Origin of the sequence: Streptomyces sp. NPDC052023, assembly GCF_044548465.1 — a bacterium.
GTDB lineage: Bacteria > Actinomycetota > Actinomycetes > Streptomycetales > Streptomycetaceae > Streptomyces.
The window spans coordinates 240,496-258,779 of the sequence record NZ_JBIUBW010000005.1 but is presented as its reverse complement, the minus strand read 5'-3'; the positions used below and the strand labels follow the sequence as shown (position 1 = coordinate 258,779).

Here is an 18,284-nt window from a genome sequence, read left to right as displayed (position 1 = left end):
CGGCGGGGGGGGGGCGGGGGGGGGGGGGGCGCCGGGCCCCGGGGGGGGGGGGGGGGGGGGGGGGGGGGGGCCGGGGGCGGCCCCCCCCCCCCCCCGACGGCGATGTGCCGTCCTAGTCGAAGTAGTCCGGCTGCGTCTGCACATTGAGCTCGCGCAGCTTCACCCACCGGGCGGGATCCGTGCGCCGGTCGTCGAGCTTCAGGACGTCGAAGCCCTTCGCCATGTCGTTCGAGTAGATGTAGCCGTTGTAGTAGTACGCCGACCAGGAGCCGCCACCCGTGAGCTGCTCCGTGCTGATCGGGCCGCGCTCGAAGTAGGCGATCTCCTGGGGACGGGCGGAGTCGGTGAAGTCCCAGACGGACACACCGCCCTGGTACCAGGCCTGGACCATGATGTCCCTGCCCCTGACCGGGATCAGCGAGCCGTTGTGGGCGACGCAGTTCTCGGTGTCCGCCTGGTGCCGGGGGATCTTGTAGTAGCTGCGGAAGACGAGCTCGCGCCGGTCTCCCCGGCCGACGATGTCATAGATGCCGTCGGCGCCCCGGTTCGGGCCGATCTCGGCGTTGCAGGTGGCCGCGCCGCCGCCACCGAGCTCGTCGGTGAAGACGACCTTGTTCGCCCTCTGGTTGAAGGTCGCCGAGTGCCAGAACGCGAAGTTCACGTTGTCCTGCACGCGGTCGATGACCTTCGGGCGCTCCGGGTCCTTGATGGAGAACAGGATGCCGTCACCCATGCAGGCGCCGGCCGCCAGGTCCTTGGAGGGCAGCACGGTGATGTCGTGGCAGCCGGTGGTCTTGGAGACGCCGGGGTTGGTGGGTCCGCCGGGGTTGCCGCCACCGTCCGGGCCCTCGCCCGGGAAGAGCACCGGGAAGCCGACGACCGCCGCCTTCTCGGGGGCGTGGCGCGGCACCTTGATGACCGATATGCCGTCGTGCGGCGGTTGGCAGTCGGGGTAGGCGGCGTTCGGCGAGTACGAGGAGACGTACACGTAGACGTTGCGGCGCTCGGGGATCAGCGTGTGGGTGTGCGAGCCGCAGGCGGTCTCGACGGCGGCGACGTACCGCGGGTTGCGCTTGTCGCTGATGTCGAAGACCTTCATGCCCTCCCAGGAGGACTTCTCGGTCACCGGCTGTGTGGTGCTGTTGCAACTGCTGTCGCTGCGCGAGGAGTCGGTGGACAGGAACAGCAGGTCGCCTGAGACGGAGATGTCGTTCTGCGAGCCGGGGCACAGCACCTGGGCGACCGTCCTGGGTGCCCGCGGGTTGCTGATGTCGAAGATGCGGAAGCCGTCGTAGTTGCCGGCGAAGGCGTAGCGGCCCTGGAACGCGAGGTCCGAATTGGTATTGGGCAGCACGTCCTTGGGGATGTTGGTGAGGTGCTCGACGTTGGCGGAGTGGACGATCTCGTCCTGGCCGGGGATCTCACCCGATTCCAGCGCCTCGCGCACCTCGGCCTGGGTGCTGCGGGAGACCTCCTTGCCGGTCTGCGGCCCGTCCCCCGGGTCGGGGGTCGCGGTCGCCGGCTGAGACGTCAGCAGTGCGGCCAGCAGTCCGGCCGCGGCGGTGGCAACGCCAAGACGTCTGAGCCGCGTTCGGGGATCGTTCGACAGGATCACTGCGTCTTCCCTTCTTCCGTTCGGGAGGAACGGTTCACGGACCCCCGCAGTATCGTCTTCGCCATGCACAGATCAACAGAGGGACAGCGAGATGTAACGCAGGTTTTCGCCCGGGCGGTCCGCGTCGCGGTGCCGCTGACCGCGTCGGCCGTGCTCGCGCTCACAGCCTGCGACTCCGGCGCGGACGCCGGGCCGGACGGAGCGAGCGGTCCGTCGGTGATCGTGCCCGGCGGCCCGGGCGAGGCGAACCGGACCCTGTCCGCCGAGGACGCGGCGAAGCAGCGCGCCGACGACGACACCCCCAACTCCGCCGACGTCGACTACACACGCATGATGATCGCGCACCACTCCCAGGCCCTGGAGATGACCGGACTCGTCCCGGACCGAGCCGAGTCGTCGCAGGTGAAGAAGGTGGCGGAACGGATCCAGGCCGCGCAGCAGCCGGAGATCACAGTGATGCGCAGCTGGCTCGAGGAGCACGGGAAGACCGAGGAGGGCGGAGGTCATGATCATGCCGCGATGCCCGGCATGGCGACCGAGGCCCAACTGGCCGAACTGCGGGCGGCGCGGGGGAAGGCCTTCGACCGGCTCTTCCTCTCCCTGATGATCACTCATCACGAGGGGGCCATCACGATGGCCGCGGACGTGAAGGCGCAGGGCAACAACGTCCGGATCGAGGAGCTGGCCGACGATGTGATCGCCCAGCAGACCAGCGAGATCACGCGGATGCGCGCGATGCTGTGAGGCCGCCGCGGGCGGGGCGGTGGCCGGGCGGGGTGCGGGGTGCGGGGCGGTGGCCGGGCCGGACAGGGTGCGGGACGGTGGCCGGGCCGGACAGGGGTGCGGGACGGTGGCAGGGCTGCGGGTGAGGGCAGCGGGCCGGGCGGCGGGCAGGCGAGGGGGGGCCGGGCGGCGCGCGGGCAACGGATAGGCGAGGGGCCGAGCGCCGCGCGGCAACGCGGCCAGGCGGCAGGCCGGGCAGCGGGTAAGGCGGGGCCGGGCGGCGCGCGGGCGGCGGGGGCCGGGCGGCGCAGGCAACGGGGCCAGGCGGCAGGCCGGGCAGCGGGTAAGGCGCGGGCCGGGCGGCGGGCAGGCGAGGGGGGCCGGGCGGCGGGCGGGCGGCGGTGGGCGGTGGGCCGGGGCACTCCATTCGGACGGACTCGCCACCTCGTGCCGTCCGGCACCCTGTCAGCGGAGCCACGGCGGTGCAATGCTGGACCCATCAGCGATCTCCCGTGCTGCACCGGACGATCCACCGGTGACCCACCGGACGAAGGAGTTCCGCCGTGCTGCGTGTCGCCGTCGTCGGCTCCGGACCGAGCGGGGTCTATTGCGCCCAGACGCTCGTCCAGCAGGACCCCACCGTCCTCGTCGACGTGCTGGACCGGCTGCCCTGCCCCTACGGGCTGGTGCGGTACGGCGTGGCGCCCGACCACGAGAAGATCAAGTCACTGCAGAACAATCTCCGGGCAGTTCTGGAGCACGAGCGGGTGCGCTTCCTCGGCGGTGTGCAGGTCGGCGCCGGCGGGGTCCCGGCCGCCCGGCTGCGGGAGCTGTACCACGCGGTGGTGTACTGCGTGGGCGCCGCGACCGACCGCCACCTCGGGATCCCGGGTGAGGACCTGCCGGGCAGTTACTCGGCGACCGAGTTCGTGTCCTGGTACAGCGCCCATCCCGACGCCCTGGCCGACGGTTTCGTGCTCGGCGCGCGGTCGGCCGTGGTCATCGGCGTGGGGAATGTCGCCGTGGACGTCACCCGGATCCTGGCGCGCGGCCCGGCCGAGCTGAGCCCCACCGACATGCCGCACGCGGCGCTCACCGCGCTGACCGCGAGCCGGGTGAGTGAGGTCCGGATGGTGGGGCGGCGCGGCCCCTCACAGGCCCGGTTCACCACCAAGGAGCTGCGCGAGCTCGGCGCGCTGCCGGATACCGAAGTGTCCGTGGAACCGGACGAGTTGGCACTGGACCCGGCGTACCTGGACCCGTCGGCGCTGCCCGCCGTGCAGCGGCGCAACGTCGAGGTGCTCCGTAGCTGGGCCGCCGAACCGGCGAAAGATCTGCCGCGCCGGATCCGGCTGCGCTTCTTCTTGCGTCCGGTGGAGTTGCTGGCCGACGGCGGCCGGGTCGGAGCGGTGCGCTTCGAGCGGACGCTGCCGGACGGACGGGGCGGGGTGACCGGGACGGGCCGGTACGAGGACATCGAGGCCCAGTTGGTGCTGCGGTCGGTGGGGTATCGCGGAGTGCCGCTGGAGGGACTGCCGTTCGATCCGGCCACCGGCACCGTGCCGCATCTGGCCGGGCGCGTGGTGCGCGGCGGCGTCGTCGCGCCGGGCGAGTACGTGGCGGGCTGGATCAAGCGCGGCCCCACGGGCGTCATCGGCACCAACCGCCCGTGCGCCAAGGAGACGGTGTTGTCGCTGGTCGAGGACGCCGCCGTGCTCGTACGGAAGGACGTCCCGGACGAGCCGCTCGCCGCACTGCGGGCCGCGGGGGCCGAGCCGGTCGAGTGGTCGGGGTGGCGAGCCATCGAACGCGCGGAGGCCGAGCTCGGAGCCTCACTCGGGCGCGGTGTCGTCAAGCTGCCGGACTGGGAATCCCTGCTGGCAGCGGCACGCGGCGCGTCGTGACGGAGACGCTGTCACGGCAGTCGGCCGCCGTCGGGAATGCAGCGTTCCCACGATCGACGCGGGCGCGGTGACCGTCCCGGTTGAGCGGGCGGCGCGCTGAAGCTGTCATCCGCGGACCTGGCAACCTGATCCCCGCGGATCCGCCGATGTGCGGCCGCGCTCTTCAACCGCCTTCCTGGTAGGGGCGGTTCAGCCGGCGGCACCGAGCCGGGTGGCCTGCCGGCCGGCGGCGGCGAGCAGGCTGGCGAGGAGGCCCGGGAAGAGAACGTCCAGGTCCTCCTGGCGCAGGCCGTTCATCTTGGCCGTACCGCGGTACACCTGCCGGATCACGCCACTCTCCCGCAGCACCCGGAAGTGGTGCGTGGTCGTGGACTTGGTGACCGGCAGGTCGAAGTGCGAACAGGAGAGCTCGTCGCCGGCGCCGGCGGCGAGTTCACGCACGATGCGCAGCCGCATCGGGTCGGAGAGCGCGTGCAGCACGCCTTCCAGCCGGATCTCCTCACGGGCCGGGTGCGGCAGGTCGCGGCTGCTGGTGACGGGGGCTGCGGGCCTCACTGCGGCTCCTTTTCGTCCGGGGATCCCATCGTACGAGAGACATCGTAGTTTGACAGCCACCGTACTACGACACCTATCGTATTACCCGGCCGGCCGATGGCCGCCCAACAGCCGCGTGATGATTGGAGTCCGCCGTGAGTGCGCTCTTCGAGCCCTTCGCCCTGCGCGATGTGACGATTCCCAACCGGGTGTGGATGCCGCCCATGTGCCAGTACTCGGCCGTACCCGAGGGGCCCGATGCCGGCGTGCCGCACGACTGGCACTTCGCGCACTACGCCGCCCGCGCGGCCGGCGGTACGGGGCTGATCATCGTGGAGGCGACCGGGGTGTGCCCGCAGGGCCGGATCTCCCCGTGGGACCTCGGCATCTGGAACGACACGCAGGTCGAGGCGTTCCGCCGGATCACACGTTTCCTCGTCTCGCAGGGGACCGTGCCGGCGATCCAGCTCGCCCACGCCGGGCGCAAGGCGTCGACGGGGCAGCCGTGGAAGGGCGGGGCGCCGGTCGGGGCGGACAGCCACGGGTGGCAGCCGGTGGCTCCGAGCGCGGTGGCGTTCGACGAGCGGCATCCGGTGCCCACCGAACTGACGGTCGCGCAGATCCATGAGATCGTCGGCCAGTTCGCGGACGCGGCGCGGCGGGCGCTGGCGGCCGGGTTCGAGATCGCGGAGATCCACGGTGCCCACGGCTACCTGATCAACGAGTTCCTCTCGCCGTACTCCAACCACCGCATCGACGCATACGGCGGCTCCTACGAGAACCGGACCCGGTTCGCCCTGGAGGTCGTCGACGCCGTACGGGAGGTGTGGCCGGACGGCAAGCCGCTGTTCTTCCGCGTCTCGGCGACGGAGTGGCTGGAGGAGGGCGGCTGGACCGGGGACGACACGGTCCGCTTCGCCCGCGAACTCCAGACCCACGGCATCGACCTCCTGGACGTCTCCACCGGCGGCAACGCCTCCGGCGTCCACATCCCGACCGACCCTGGCTACCAGGTCCCCTTCGCCGCCCGGGTCAAGGCGGAGACCTCCCTGCCCGTCGCCGCGGTCGGGCTCATCACGGAGGCCGAACAGGCGGAGAAGATCATCACCAACGGCGAGGCGGACGCCGTCCTGCTGGGCCGAGAGCTCCTGCGCAACCCGTCATGGGCACGGCACGCGGCTCGTGAGCTGGGGGGCGCGGTACGGGTGCCGGAGCAGTATCACCGGTCGGCGTGAGCGGGTTCCGGCGGAGACGGACGGGGGCTGTCACCTGACGGTGAGGGGTCCGGCGGGCCTGTTTGAGAGGGCCTTCACACGCTGCCGTCCGCCGTCGGCCGTCGCTCACCCGCGCACTTCCTGGCGCCCCCTCAGGCGCCGAGGCGTGCCAGCACGTCCTTGAGGCCGGCGGGTGCCCCCTCGCCCAGGCGTACGACCGCCCGTTCGATGTGCGGCAGCGATCGCTGGCCCGCGACCGCGAGGGCGATGGCGGCCAGGACGCCCGCCCAGGCGAACGGCCCGAGCGGCGTGCAGCCCAGTGCCTGGCTCACGCCCGGGGTTTCCACCACGGCGACCAGGGTCACGGCGGAGCCGAGGACGGTCAGGCGGACCAAGGGGCTGTCGCGGCGGTCGGCGAGGGTCTGGGCGAGCTGGGTGCCGACCACGGCGCACAGGGCCATCGTGGTCGTACGGCGGACCGAGCCCGTAGTGAACCGGCCGATCAGCCAGGCCGCGACCGCGCCGAGACACGTGGTCAGCGCCCGGTGCCGGATCTGCCGCATGAGCGGCGTGCCGAGCAGCGACGTACCCAACGGCCCACTGCCCGCGCTCGCCTCCTCCCGCACGTCCTTCTGGGGCGTGACCGCCACCGCCATGGCCGGGAACAGGTCCGTGAAGAGGTTCACCAACAGCATCTGACGGGTCGACAGCGGCGAGGTCCCGCCGAGCAGGCTGCCGACGATGCCGAAGCCGACCTCACCCGCGTTGCCGCCGATCAGGATGGCGACGGCGTCGGCGACGCTGTGCCACAGGGCGCGGCCCTCCGAGACCGCCTCGACGAGCACCGTCATGTCGCCGTTGGTGAGGACCAGGTCCGCGGCGTTGCGGGCGGCGGCGGAACCGCGGGCGCTGATGCCCACGCCGATGTCGGCGGCGCGGATGGCGGCGGCGTCGTTGGCGCCGTCGCCCACCATGCCGACCACCCGGCCGGAGTCCATCAGCGCCTCGATGACCTGGAGCTTCTGCTCGGGCGCGACCCGGGCGACCACACCCACGTCGTGCAGCATCCGGGCGCGCTCGGAGCGGTCCGCGGCGGCCAGTTCGTCGCCGGTGACCACGTCGGTGTCCTCCGGCCACCCCAGCTGGACGGCGATCGCGCGGGCGGTCTGCGGGTGGTCGCCGGTCAGCATCACCGGTCGTACGCCCGCCTCGCGCAACCCGTGCACGAGCGCGGTGGACGACTCGCGGGGCACGTCGGCCAGCGCGAGGAGCCCGGTGAACTCCAGTCCCTTCAGGGGGGCTTCACCGGCCTCCGCGTCCTTCTCCCCTTCGGCCAGCGGTCGTTGCGCCACCGCCAGCACCCGCAGTCCGTCCCGGGCGAGGTCGTGGGCCTTGTCGTAGGCGTGGTCGGGGACGTCGCGGCAGGCCGGCAGGACGACCTCCGGCGCGCCCTTGACCACCAACACCCGCTTGCCGTCGCCGGAATGGCCCACGGCACCGGCGTAGCCACGGCCCGCCTCGAACGGCCGGCCCTCGGTCTGCACCCACCCGGGGTCACGCCCGGCGGCGTCCAGGACGGCCTCGTCGGTGGCGTGCACGGGCTTGTCGGGTCCCTCCTCCGGCTGCGGACAGGCACGTACCGCGACCCTCATGGTCTCGGTCTGCGCGGCCTCCTCCGGCGTGGAAGTCCTGCTGTCGGCGTCGGTCACCCGCACCAGCCGCAGCTTGTTCTCGGTGAGGGTGCCGGTCTTGTCGAAGCAGACCGTGTCCATCCGGCCGAGCGCCTCCAGCGTGCGCGGCGCGCGTACGAGCACGCCCCGGTGGCTGAGCCTGCGGGCGGCCGCGAGCTGCGCCACCGTGGCCACCAGCGGCAGCCCTTCGGGGACGGCGGCCACCGCGACCGCCACCCCACCGCTGACCGCCTCCCGGATCGGGGCGCCGCGCAGCAGCGACAGGCCGGTCACCGCCGCGCCGCCCGCCATCGTCAACGGCAGTGCCTTGCTGGTGAGTTCCTGGAGCCGGGCCTGCACACCCGCGGCCGGGGGCTTGCGGGCTGCCAGGTGGACGGCCCGGGCCGCCTCGGTGCGCTCGCCGGTCTCCACCACCACGGCCCGCGCCTGTCCCGCGACCACGGTGGTGCCCTCGAACACCATGCAGCGGCGGTCGGCGACGGCGGCACTCGGTGTGGGCTCCGTCTGTTTGTCGACGGGCAGCGACTCGCCGGTCAGCGCCGACTCGTCCACCTCCAGTCCGTCCTCCCACAGCAGGCGCGCGTCGGCCGGTACGACGTCGTCCACCTTGAGCTCGATCACATCCCCGGGGTGCAGCCGGGCGGCGTCCACGGTGTGCGAGCCGCCCGCGTCCCCGTTGCTGACGCGGGCCTTCTGTTTCTGCTCGGCCACGAGCCCGGACAGCGCCCGTTCGGCGCGCAGCCGCTGCACGCCGCCGACCAGCGCGTTCAGGTCGAGGGCACCGACGACCAGCAGGGCGTCCACCATGGAGCCGAGGATCGCCGACGCGGCCGAGCCGACCGCCAGCACGGGCGTCAGCGGGTCGTCCAGCTCTCCCCGGACCGCCCTGCCCAGATCGAGTGTCCAGCGGACCGGCGCCATACCGGGGGCGCGCACGACGGTGCGCGCCGCCTTGCGAACCCCGCCGACCGCGGAGGTGACAGGCGTCTGCTGCTCCTCCGTGCGGCGTTCCAGACGCTTGCGCACGTCGTTCACCTTCAGGGCGTGCCAGGGCACCCGTGGCCTGGGGTGCGGCGCACGGGCCGCCGCCACGCCGACGGCCGCTCGCGTGCCACCCAGCAGGGCGAGGGCGGCGCCGATGTCTACGGGCGCGTGCCGCAGGCCGACGAGCGGGATTCCGCCGGGGGTGGCGCCCCCCGACTCGCCCACGGCGACCAGCAGCCCGGACAGGGCGGCGCCGGATCGGGCCAGGACCTGCGAGCGCCGGCCGACCCCGCGGGCCGCGGGCACCGCGCTGAGCAGTCGCCACACGTCGGCGAGTCCGCCCGGCGCGACCAGGTCGGCGCCCCAGGCGACGGCCGAGTCCCCGTCGGCGAGCGCCACGGCCACGTCCCCGGCGAGCAGCCCGGACAGCGCGTCGGTGTCGTCGGCGGAGGAGGGCCGGGCGACCGAGATGACGCCCCCGCGGCCCCGCAGCCGGTCCACCACCTCGCCGGGCGCGCGGTCGGCGGCGACGATGTGGTCCGCGAGTGCGGCGAACTCGCCGAGCGCGGGGTCGGCCACCACCACGACCCGCAGGCCGGCCCGCCGTGCCGCGTCGAGAACGGCCTCGGCCATCGGGTCCGCGCTGCCGTCCGCGCTGTGCAGGGCGCTCGGATGCAGGAAGACCGTGCCGGCCGTCTCCAGTTGCCGCAGCCGGTCCATGTTGCGTACCAGCACGCCGGTGCGGGCCAGTGCGCAGCCCAGGACCGCGTGGAAGGCAGCGGGGCCGTAGCGCGCGGCCTTCGGGGAGCCCGCGAGGATGGCCTCGGCCGCTTCGGTGCCACTGTGCTTGACCAGCAGGGTCACGGCGGCTCCCACCACGCTGCCGGTCTCGGCGTGGACGGCGTACTCCTGCGCGGGCGCGGTCCGTAGCGGCGGGCGCGGGAAACGGTGCGCGGCGACGTCGTCCCGTCCGGGTCCGACCACCTGATCGTGCACCGACTCGAAGGCGGCACCGCGCGCCAGCGCCTCCGCGAGCTGGAGGAAACGCAGGGCGCCGTCCAGCACCAGGGAGGTCGGGGACTGCCCGGCGCCATGGGCGGCCGCGTTGGCGACGGCCAGAATCAGGTCCGTACGAGAGGCGCCGAAACGGGACCGCAACCAGCCACGGAAGCGGGGGTTCTCGCGCAGCAGGGTGACGCCCGCGGTCACGAACCGGGGTGAGGGCGGCAGCCGCAGCATGGACCCGGTGACCGCGGCGACGATGCCCGCCGCGTCGGCCACGATCGCCGCCGACACGGTCCGCACCTCGCCCGGGTCGCCGGGATGCGCGAACTCCTCGACCGGGACGTCCGCGGGCACGAGCTTGTACTTGTCGGCCAGTTCGTTGGCCCGTTCGAGCACCCCGTCGGTCAGCGTCGCCTCGCACGCGACGACCACCAGCCGGGCGAGCCCGCCGTCCCAGTAGGCGTAGGCCACGTCCGGGTGCTCGGCGAGGGCCTCGGCCATCCGACGGGCCGCTCGCGCGGTGGCGGCTGCCCGGTCCTCGCGACCTGCCCGTTCCTCCTGCTCGGGCTGCGCGGGTTGCTCGGGCCCCGCCGGCGGCTCGGGGCGCTCCGGCCGCTCAAGCCCCTCCGGCTGCTCGAATCCTTCCGGCTGCTCGGGGCGGTCCGGCTGCTCGCGTCCCTCCCACTGCTCGGAGCTCTCCGGCTGCTCGGGGCGCCTCGGCTGCTCGCGTCCCTCCCGCCGCTCGGGGCCCTCCGGCTGCTCGGGCTCGGTGGCCGCCCGCAGCGCGAGATGCACCCGGTTGCCGGCGCGCCAGTGGCGGTCCCCGCCGGGCAGCGCCGCACGCGCCACCCGCGACACCCGCACCATGGACTCCGCGCCGCGCACCCCGGCGCGCGCGGTTCCGGCCACGGCACCGGCGGCAGCACCGACCGCGGGCGCGGTCCCGCGCGCCAGCAGGCGCGGCCCGGCCATGACGATGTCGGAGACGGCCGCCGATGAGCTCCTCAGCAACCAAAGCCCCATGTCACGCCCTTTTCTCGTATGTCAGGCGGGCCGGTGTTCAGGGCTCCGGCCCGCCGTCCCCTAACTGCCGCTCGCGCTCGCCTTGCGCCGGCCGCCGCTGGACGAACTCCGCCCGCCCGAGGTGCCCGACTTCGCACGACTGGAGGTCGTGCGCTTGCTCGTCGACGACGTACGCCGCCCGGCGGCCGCCGTCTTCCCACCGCTGGATGTCGTGCGCCTGGCCGTGGACGACTTGGTGGCCGTCGCCTTGGTGGCGCCCGTCGTGGTGGCCGCCCCGTTGCCCTCGTGCCCGGGCTTCGGCTGGGTCAGCCAGGCCACCCCCGCCACCGTGAGGGCCACCGGCCACTCCACCAGGCCCGCGACTCCGAGCAGCCCGGCCCCGGTGTACACCGCCACGCGACGGCCGCGCGGCGATACGGTGCCGACCGCGTCCAGCGCTCCACCGGCCGCCTTGGTCACCGCCTCCGCCCCGGGCACCTTGCGCAGCGCCGTCACGGGCGCGCGCAGTGGTGCCGGGAGTTCGGGCGAGGTCTTCTGCCGTGCCATGACACTCACGCTCCCTGGCAGATCCATGTGTCACCCCGCCGGGTTCCCTTGATGCCAGAGGTCACCCGTATGAATGACGAAAAGGTCGTATAAATGGGGGCACCACACCATCGCGCGATACCGCGTGGACCGTGGCGTCGCCGGGAAGCGCGCGTTTCCGCACCCCTCGACGTGGCCGGACGCCCGAGAGGGAGGCGCCCGGAAAGCGCTTACCCCGGAAGGGTCACCGGCGGGGCGCTTCGCACGGCCGCCGGATCACATCCGCCGCACGGCGGCCGTCAACTCGCGCTGGTAGTCGGCGTAAGCGGTGCGCAGAGCGGCCCCCGGCCAGTCGGCGGCCAGAAGTTCGGGCGGCAGCACGGGGTCGGCGAGCAGATGGCGCAGGGCGGCCGCGAGGGCGGTGAGACGGTCGGCCGGATGCTCCACGCGCGCGATGTGCCCGAGCAGCGCGCGGGCCGTCGCGGCCCAGGTGCCCAGCGGCCACAGGGTCGCCGCCAGGTCGCGCGCGGGCTGCGCGGGCCGGGCCGTGAAGGGCTGGAGTACGGCCGTCAGGTCGTCCGGCAGCGGGCGGCGCAGGTTGGCCGGCCGGAGCCAGACGCCCTCACGGAGTTCGGCAAGCCGGAGTGCGGTGAGCCGGGCGCGCAGGTCGGCGCGTTCGGCGGGGCCGCGGCCGGTCGCGGTGATCACGGCCATCTCCCAGCCGCCGTCCCACGCGCGTGTGCGGGGGTGCAGGGCGTCGTCCTGCCGGCGCTGGCGCTCCAGAAGCCGCTCGCCGATCCGGTAGCCGGTGTCCGTGCGCAGCAGGTCTCCGGCTGCCGTCATCCGGCTGAGTGCGGCCCGCAAGGTGGAGCCGCCGACGCCGAAGGATTCCACGGCACGGGCGAGGTCCCGCCCCGGCAGCTCGGGCGGATGGACACCGAGCAGGAGGCTCAGTACGACGGACCGGGCCGACAGCGGGCGCAACTCGACCGCGCCGGACGGTGTCGTCTCGTCGATGCGCATGGTCACGTACTGTACGGCGCGCATTTCGTGTTGCAGTATTGCTGCGATCGCAGCCTCAGTGCAACACTCCCCGCATGGTCTCGACACATGACGGTCCTTCCGGTGGCGCCACCCACGTCGTCACCAACCAGCCCCCCGCCCTCACCCCCTACGACGCGTCCGACGACCGAGCCTTGCTGGAGGGGCTGCGGCGCGAGGGAGCCGGGTGGGCCGAGAACGGCATCCGGCGGCTCGGCCGGCAGGCCGGCAGCGAGGAGGCGCAGGAGTGGGGTGAACTGGCCAACCGGCACGAACCGGTACTGCGCACCCACGACCGGTACGGCAACCGGGTGGACGAGGTCGACTTCCACCCGAGCTGGCACCACCTGATGCGCGTCGCGGTCGCCGAAGGCCTGGCGGGCGCCCCCTGGGCGGACGACCGGCAGGGAGCTCATGTCGCCCGTACGGCGGGCGGGCTGGTGTGGGGACACACCGAGGCCGGACACGGCTGCCCCACGTCCATGACGTACGCCGCCGTCCCCGCGCTGCGCCGTCAGCCGGACCTCGCGAAGGTCTACGAACCACTGCTGACCGGCCGGGAGTACGACCCGGAGCTCGACGTTCCGGCGCGCAAGAGCGGTCTGCTGGCCGGCATGGGGATGACCGAGAAGCAGGGCGGTTCGGACGTCCGCACGAACACCACCGTCGCCACGCCCACCGCCGAGCCCGGCGTGTACACACTGCGCGGGCACAAGTGGTTCACGTCGGCGCCGATGTGCGACGTGTTCCTGGTGCTGGCGCAGGCTCCCGAGGGGCTGTCCTGCTTCCTGGTGCCGCGCGTGCTGCCTGACGGCAGCCGCAACACGTTCCGCATCCAGCGCCTGAAGGACAAGCTCGGCAACCGCTCCAACGCCTCCTCCGAGCCCGAGTTCGACGGGACCGTCGCCTGGCTGGTCGGTCCCGAGGGGCAGGGCGTCAAGACGATCATCGAGATGGTCAACTGCACACGGCTGGACTGCGTGATGGCCTCGGCGACGCTGATGCGCAAGACCCTGGTGGAGGCGGGGCACCACGCGCGGCATCGCAGCGCGTTCGGGGCGCGCCTGGTGGACCAGCCGCTGATGCGCAACGTGCTGGCCGACCTGGCGCTGGAGTCCGAGGCGGCCACGACGCTCACCCTGCGGCTGGCGGGTGCGGCCGACCGGGCGGTGCGCGGGGACACTGGCGAGGCGGCGTTCCGCCGGATCGCCACCGCCGTGGGCAAGTACTGGGTCACCAAGCGGGGCCCGGCCTTCACCGCGGAGACCCTGGAGTGCCTCGGCGGCAACGGTTACGTGGAGGATTCGGGCATGCCCCGTCACTATCGCGAGGCGCCCCTGCTCTCCATCTGGGAGGGCTCCGGGAACGTCAACGCCCTCGACGTGCTGCGGGCGTTGAGTCGCGAGCCGGGCACCACGGATGCGCTGTTCGCCGAACTGACATCGGCCCAAGGGGCGGACGCCCGGCTCGACGGCGCGGTACGGCGGCTCAAGGACACGCTGGCGCAGGGGTCGCAGGCAGGCGCCCGGCGGCTGGTCGAACTGATGGCGCTCACCCTGCAGGCGTCGCTGCTGGTCCGCCACGCACCGCCCGCGGTCGCCGACGCGTTCTGCGCGACGCGTCTGGGCGGCGACTGGGGGCACGCCTTCGGCACCCTCCCCGACGGGGCGGACCTGGGCGCCATCCTGGAGCGGGCGCTGCCCACGTCCGATCCGGCGGGCGTACCTGCGGCGTCGGTCGTGTGAGACCGCTACGGCGCAGGTCTCGTGACGCCTCTGCCGGGCAGGCCTCGTGGCGCCGCCACGGCTCGGGGCGTGAGGCGCCGCCACGGCTTGGGGCTCGGGGCTCCGCCACGGCCCAGGGTCGTGAGGCTCGCTACGGCGCGGGGCGCGGGGCGCCGCCACGGCTCGGGGCGTGAGGCGCCGCCACGGCTTGGGGCTCGGGGCTCCGCCACGGCCCAGGGTCGTGAGGCTCGCTACGGCACGGGGCGCGTGGCGCCGCCACGGCTCGGGGCGTGCGGGGCCGGTGCGGCTCCGGGCTCCGCCACGGCCCAGGGTCGTGAGGCTCGCTACGGCACGAGGCGCGTGGCGCGTGGTGTCAAAGGCTCGTCGTCTGGTGCCGCGCACGGCACAGGTCGTCCTGCGCGGCCCCACCTGACGCGGTCGAGGCCATGGTCCACCCGACGCACTCGACCGGCCCGGCCCACCCCGCGCAGACGAACGGCTCAACCCGTCCGGCGCCGCCGTAGCGTGTCGAAACGGGCCCAGTCGGTCTCCCACTGGTCCAGGCGCCGGCGTTCCAGCCGGTTGCGGAGCAGACGGCCGCCCGTCAGGGGCAGGGCGGCCGCGCCGAGGCCCGCGAGGGCACCGATCAGGTCGGCGCGGACGCGGGCCTCGCCAGGCGTGGTCGGCTCGGTGACCAGACGGCCCTGCCGGTCGATCCAGACGGTGACCGGCGTACCGGCCGGGCTGCCGGGGCGGACCTTTGCCTGGCCGGTGCGGTCGGAGCCGTCCGGCGCCGGCCAGCGAACCTCGGCCCACAGTCGCTCGGTGTCCGGCGCGCCGGACCTGGTGGGGGACGACCCCGGCACCGACTCGGACAGCCGTGCCTCGATCCGGCGCCACTCGACGCGTTCCCGGGCAAGCTCCAGCTCGACGTTCCGGCTCACCGCCGGTCCCGCGAGCACGGCGGCCGCCGCCGCCAGCGCACGGACGCCGAGCAGGACCCAGGCCTCCACCCTGTCGGAGCGTCGCTTGAGCGGGTTCCGCCGCCAGCGCCACAGCCACACCTTCCGACCACGGAACGCCATCGAAGGCTTCCTCCTCGCGAGCCGCACGAACATCCCCACCGCCCTCCCATACGGCGCACGGCACGCCGACACTCAGAGGCCGCCCGCACGGGGCCTGCCCCGAAGGCCAGGTGGCCCCCTCCACGCCCCGGTGCGCAGCGCCCACCGGCGCGCGCGGCGGTGACGGCGACACCGCACTGACCTGCGGCAACTCCATCGATGGGGGTGACTGTCAGTGGTGGGGTGCAGACTGGCCGGTGTCTGGGACAAAGACGTCGCGGAGGTGATCGGCATGACCGAAGTACTGCTCGCCGTGGGCACACGCAAAGGCCTGTTCATCGGGCGCCGGCGCGGGAGCGCCTGGGAGTTCGACGAAAGTCCCTACTTCAACGCACAGGCCGTGTACTCGGTCGCCATCGACACCCGCGGCACCACCCCGCGTCTGCTGGCCGGCGGCGACAGCGCTCACTGGGGTCCGTCGGTGTTCCACTCGGACGACCTGGGCCGCACCTGGACCGAACCGGCTCAGCCGGCCGTGAAGTTCCCCAAGGACACGGGAGCTTCACTGGAGCGCGTCTGGCAGCTGCACCCGGCGGCGGCCGAGCCGGACGTGGTCTACGCGGGCACGGAACCGGCCGCGCTGTACCGCTCGGAGGACAGAGGGGAGACGTTCGAGCTGGTCCGCCCCCTGTGGGAGCACCCCACGCGCTCGCAGTGGCAGCCGGGCGGGGGTGGCGAGGGCCTGCACACCGTGGTCACCGACCAGCGTGATCCCAAGACACTGACGGTCGCGGTGTCGGCGGCCGGGGTGTTCCGCACGACCGACGGCGGCGCGAGCTGGGCCCCGTCCAACTCCGGTGTCTCCGCGGTGTTCATGCCTGATCCCGACCCGGAGTTCGGCCAGTGCGTGCACAAGATCGCGCAGGACGCGGGGACGCCGGACCGGATGTACCTCCAGAACCACTGGGGTGTGTACCGCAGCGACGACGCGGGCGCCCACTGGACCGACATCGGTGAGGGCCTGCCCTCGACCTTCGGTTTCGCCGCCGCGGCCCACCCCCACCGCGCGGAGACGGCATACATCTTCCCGATCAACGCGGACGCCGACCGGGTGCCCGCCGACCGGCGGTGCCGGGTCTTCCGGACGGCGGACGCGGGCAAGTCGTGGGAGCCCCTGACGGCCGGGCTTCCTCAGGAGGACCACTACGGCACGGTGCTGCGCGACGCGCTGTGCACCGACGACGCGGACCCGGCGGGCGTGTACTTCGGCAACCGCAACGGCGAGTTGTTCGCCTCGGCCGACGACGGCGACAGTTGGCGGCAGTTGGCGTCGCACCTGCCGGACGTGCTGTGTGTGCGGGCCGCGGTGATCTGATGGCGCGTACGGGGGGCTCGGGGTCGCGCGGTGTTGGCCACTGGTTGATCGCCGCTGCCGGTACGGCAGTAGGGTGACGCCGTGGCACCACGACCCTTGCATGAAATCGTCGAAGCGGGCTGGGCGCAGGCCCTGGAACCCGTGGCCGGGCGGATCGCGGAGATGGGTGACTTCCTGCGCGCGGAGATCGCCGCCGGACGCACCTATCTCCCGGCCGGGCCGAATGTCCTGCGGGCCTTCCAGCAGCCCTTCGACGAGGTACGCGTCCTGATCGTCGGACAGGATCCGTATCCGACTCCGGGGCACGCGGTGGGATTGTCCTTCTCCGTCGCACCCGATGTGCGTCCGTTGCCGGGCAGTCTGATCAACATCTACCGGGAGCTGAACACCGACCTGGGACTGCCCCAGCCGTCCAACGGTGACCTCAGTCCGTGGACCCAGCAGGGCGTGCTGCTGCTCAACAGGGCGCTCACCACCGCCCCGAGGCGTCCGGCCGCGCACCGGGGCAAGGGCTGGGAGGAGGTCACCGAGCAGGCCATCCGCGCCCTGGCCGCGCGGGGCAAACCGCTGGTGTCCATCCTCTGGGGCCGCGACGCGCGCAACCTCCGCCCGCTGCTCGGCGACCTGCCCTCGGTGGAGTCGGCGCACCCCTCCCCCATGTCCGCCGACCGCGGGTTCTTCGGCTCGCGCCCGTTCAGCCGCGCCAACGACCTCCTCATGCGTCAGGGAGGTCAGCCGGTGGACTGGCGTCTGCCGTGACGGGAGCACCCCTCGGCCGCGCGCCGGCGAGCGCCGGCGGCTTCCTCGCCGTCGACTCCGGCGGTTCCGGGCTTCGCGTCGTCGTCGGCGACGTCGAACGGGGACCGCTGGCCGCACGGGACTCCCGGGTGCCGGTGCGGACGGGTGACCGGGGCATCGACGCCGGGCATCTGATGGAGCAACTGGTGCCCCTGGTGCGGGCCTCGACCGCCGACGCCGGGATCGCGGCCCTCGGCACGGCAGCCGTCGGCGCCGCCGGTTTCAGCACGCTCGGCGACGCCCTGCGCGCCGAACTGCCGGGCGCCCTGCGCCGGGAGTGCGGGATCCAGGCCGTGGCCCTCGCCGCCGACGCGGTCACCGCGTATGCGGGCGCCCTGGGGTCGCGGACCGGTGCCGTCGTCGCCGCCGGTACGGGTCTGATCGCCGTCGGCACCGACCTCACGTCCTGGCGGAGGGCCGACGGCTGGGGGCATCTGCTGGGCGACTGCGGCGGTGGTGCCTGGATCGGGCGGGCCGGGCTCGAGGCCGCGTTGCGCGCGTACGACGGGCGGGAGGGCGGATCCGCCCGACTGCTGGAGTGCGCCGAGGAGTTGTTCGGGCCGATGCGGGAACTGCCGGGCAAGCTGTACCCACGACCTGACCGCCCTGCCGTCCTCGCCTCCTTCGCACCCCGGGTGGCGGACTGCGCGGGCGAGGGCGATCCGGTGGCCGTGGCCGTGCTGCACGCCGCGGCGCGGCACATGGCCGACTCCGCTGCCGCCGTCTGCCCGGCGGAGGGCCGGCCCGAAGTGGCGATCACCGGTGGCCTGTTCAAGCTGGGCGCCGCACTCCTCGTACCCCTTGAGGACGAGCTGGCCGGACGGCTTCCGCACGCGCGGCGAGTCGCCGCGGAGGGCGATCCGCTGCACGGCTCGGTGCGGATCGCGACCGAGTTGGCGACCGGGGCGCTCAGCCTGCCGCGTGACGAAAAGATGCTGTACGTCGCGAGCGCGCAGGGCGACTGATCCGCCGAGTTGTACCTGTTCGTTCCGTTCACGTCAGCGGCCATCGTACGGAAACCCGCTGATCACTTCCATTTCGTACGTAACTCATCAGACAAAATG

The 18,284-nt window shown here is 73.5% G+C and carries 13 protein-coding genes; 7 read left to right on the top strand and 6 right to left on the bottom strand.

Going from position 1 to position 18,284, the window contains the following annotated elements:
* Positions 1-112: 112 nt before the first annotated feature.
* Positions 113-1,615: an LVIVD repeat-containing protein gene (locus tag ACIHCM_RS13835; protein ID WP_399894059.1), complete on the bottom strand. Its 1,503-nt coding sequence runs from the start codon at positions 1,613-1,615 to the stop codon at positions 113-115.
* Between the two features lie 63 nt (positions 1,616-1,678).
* Between ACIHCM_RS13835 and ACIHCM_RS13830 the strand changes: the two genes are divergently transcribed.
* Positions 1,679-2,359 carry a DUF305 domain-containing protein gene (locus ACIHCM_RS13830; protein WP_399894056.1) on the top strand — a complete coding sequence of 227 codons (681 nt, stop codon included), beginning with the start codon at positions 1,679-1,681 and terminating at the stop codon, positions 2,357-2,359.
* 542 nt (positions 2,360-2,901) lie between these two features.
* Positions 2,902-4,242: an FAD-dependent oxidoreductase gene (locus ACIHCM_RS13825; protein ID WP_399894053.1), complete on the top strand. Its 1,341-nt coding sequence runs from the start codon at positions 2,902-2,904 to the stop codon at positions 4,240-4,242.
* A gap of 189 nt (positions 4,243-4,431) precedes the next feature.
* On the opposite strand, the gene ACIHCM_RS13820 is transcribed toward ACIHCM_RS13825, so the two are convergent.
* On the bottom strand, positions 4,432-4,797 hold the full coding sequence (locus tag ACIHCM_RS13820) for an ArsR/SmtB family transcription factor (RefSeq protein WP_399894050.1): 366 nt from the start codon (positions 4,795-4,797) through the stop codon (positions 4,432-4,434).
* 134 nt (positions 4,798-4,931) lie between these two features.
* On the opposite strand from ACIHCM_RS13820, the gene ACIHCM_RS13815 reads away from it, so the two are divergent.
* Positions 4,932-6,011 carry an NADH:flavin oxidoreductase/NADH oxidase gene (locus tag ACIHCM_RS13815; RefSeq protein WP_399894047.1) on the top strand — a complete coding sequence of 360 codons (1,080 nt, stop codon included), beginning with the start codon at positions 4,932-4,934 and terminating at the stop codon, positions 6,009-6,011.
* Between the two features lie 131 nt (positions 6,012-6,142).
* Here ACIHCM_RS13815 and ACIHCM_RS13810 read toward each other — a convergent pair whose 3' ends face one another.
* The 3 genes from ACIHCM_RS13810 to ACIHCM_RS13800 all read right to left on the bottom strand — a co-directional run bounded on the left by ACIHCM_RS13810 (position 6,143) and on the right by ACIHCM_RS13800 (position 12,265).
* Positions 6,143-10,693: an HAD-IC family P-type ATPase gene (locus ACIHCM_RS13810; protein ID WP_399894044.1), complete on the bottom strand. Its 4,551-nt coding sequence runs from the start codon at positions 10,691-10,693 to the stop codon at positions 6,143-6,145.
* 60 nt (positions 10,694-10,753) lie between these two features.
* On the bottom strand, positions 10,754-11,239 hold the full coding sequence (locus tag ACIHCM_RS13805) for a hypothetical protein (protein ID WP_399894041.1): 486 nt from the start codon (positions 11,237-11,239) through the stop codon (positions 10,754-10,756).
* A 255-nt stretch (positions 11,240-11,494) separates the two neighbouring features.
* On the bottom strand, positions 11,495-12,265 hold the full coding sequence (locus ACIHCM_RS13800; RefSeq protein WP_399894038.1) for a PaaX family transcriptional regulator C-terminal domain-containing protein: 771 nt from the start codon (positions 12,263-12,265) through the stop codon (positions 11,495-11,497).
* A 50-nt stretch (positions 12,266-12,315) separates the two neighbouring features.
* Here ACIHCM_RS13800 and ACIHCM_RS13795 point away from each other — a divergent pair, with 50 nt between their 5' ends.
* On the top strand, positions 12,316-14,004 hold the full coding sequence (locus ACIHCM_RS13795; RefSeq protein WP_399894035.1) for a DNA alkylation response protein: 1,689 nt from the start codon (positions 12,316-12,318) through the stop codon (positions 14,002-14,004).
* A gap of 479 nt (positions 14,005-14,483) precedes the next feature.
* Here ACIHCM_RS13795 and ACIHCM_RS13790 read toward each other — a convergent pair whose 3' ends face one another.
* On the bottom strand, positions 14,484-15,068 hold the full coding sequence (locus tag ACIHCM_RS13790; protein WP_399894033.1) for a hypothetical protein: 585 nt from the start codon (positions 15,066-15,068) through the stop codon (positions 14,484-14,486).
* 271 nt (positions 15,069-15,339) lie between these two features.
* Here ACIHCM_RS13790 and ACIHCM_RS13785 point away from each other — a divergent pair, with 271 nt between their 5' ends.
* The 3 genes from ACIHCM_RS13785 (at position 15,340) to ACIHCM_RS13775 (ending at position 18,185) form a co-directional block, all read left to right on the top strand.
* Positions 15,340-16,422 carry a WD40/YVTN/BNR-like repeat-containing protein gene (locus tag ACIHCM_RS13785; protein WP_399894030.1) on the top strand — a complete coding sequence of 361 codons (1,083 nt, stop codon included), beginning with the start codon at positions 15,340-15,342 and terminating at the stop codon, positions 16,420-16,422.
* Between the two features lie 81 nt (positions 16,423-16,503).
* Positions 16,504-17,181: a uracil-DNA glycosylase gene (locus ACIHCM_RS13780; protein ID WP_399894028.1), complete on the top strand. Its 678-nt coding sequence runs from the start codon at positions 16,504-16,506 to the stop codon at positions 17,179-17,181.
* Complete coding sequence (locus tag ACIHCM_RS13775) at positions 17,178-18,185, top strand: N-acetylglucosamine kinase (protein WP_399894025.1); 1,008 nt, start codon at positions 17,178-17,180, stop codon at positions 18,183-18,185. The genes ACIHCM_RS13780 and ACIHCM_RS13775 overlap by 4 nt, the downstream gene beginning before the upstream one ends.
* Positions 18,186-18,284 lie beyond the last annotated feature (99 nt).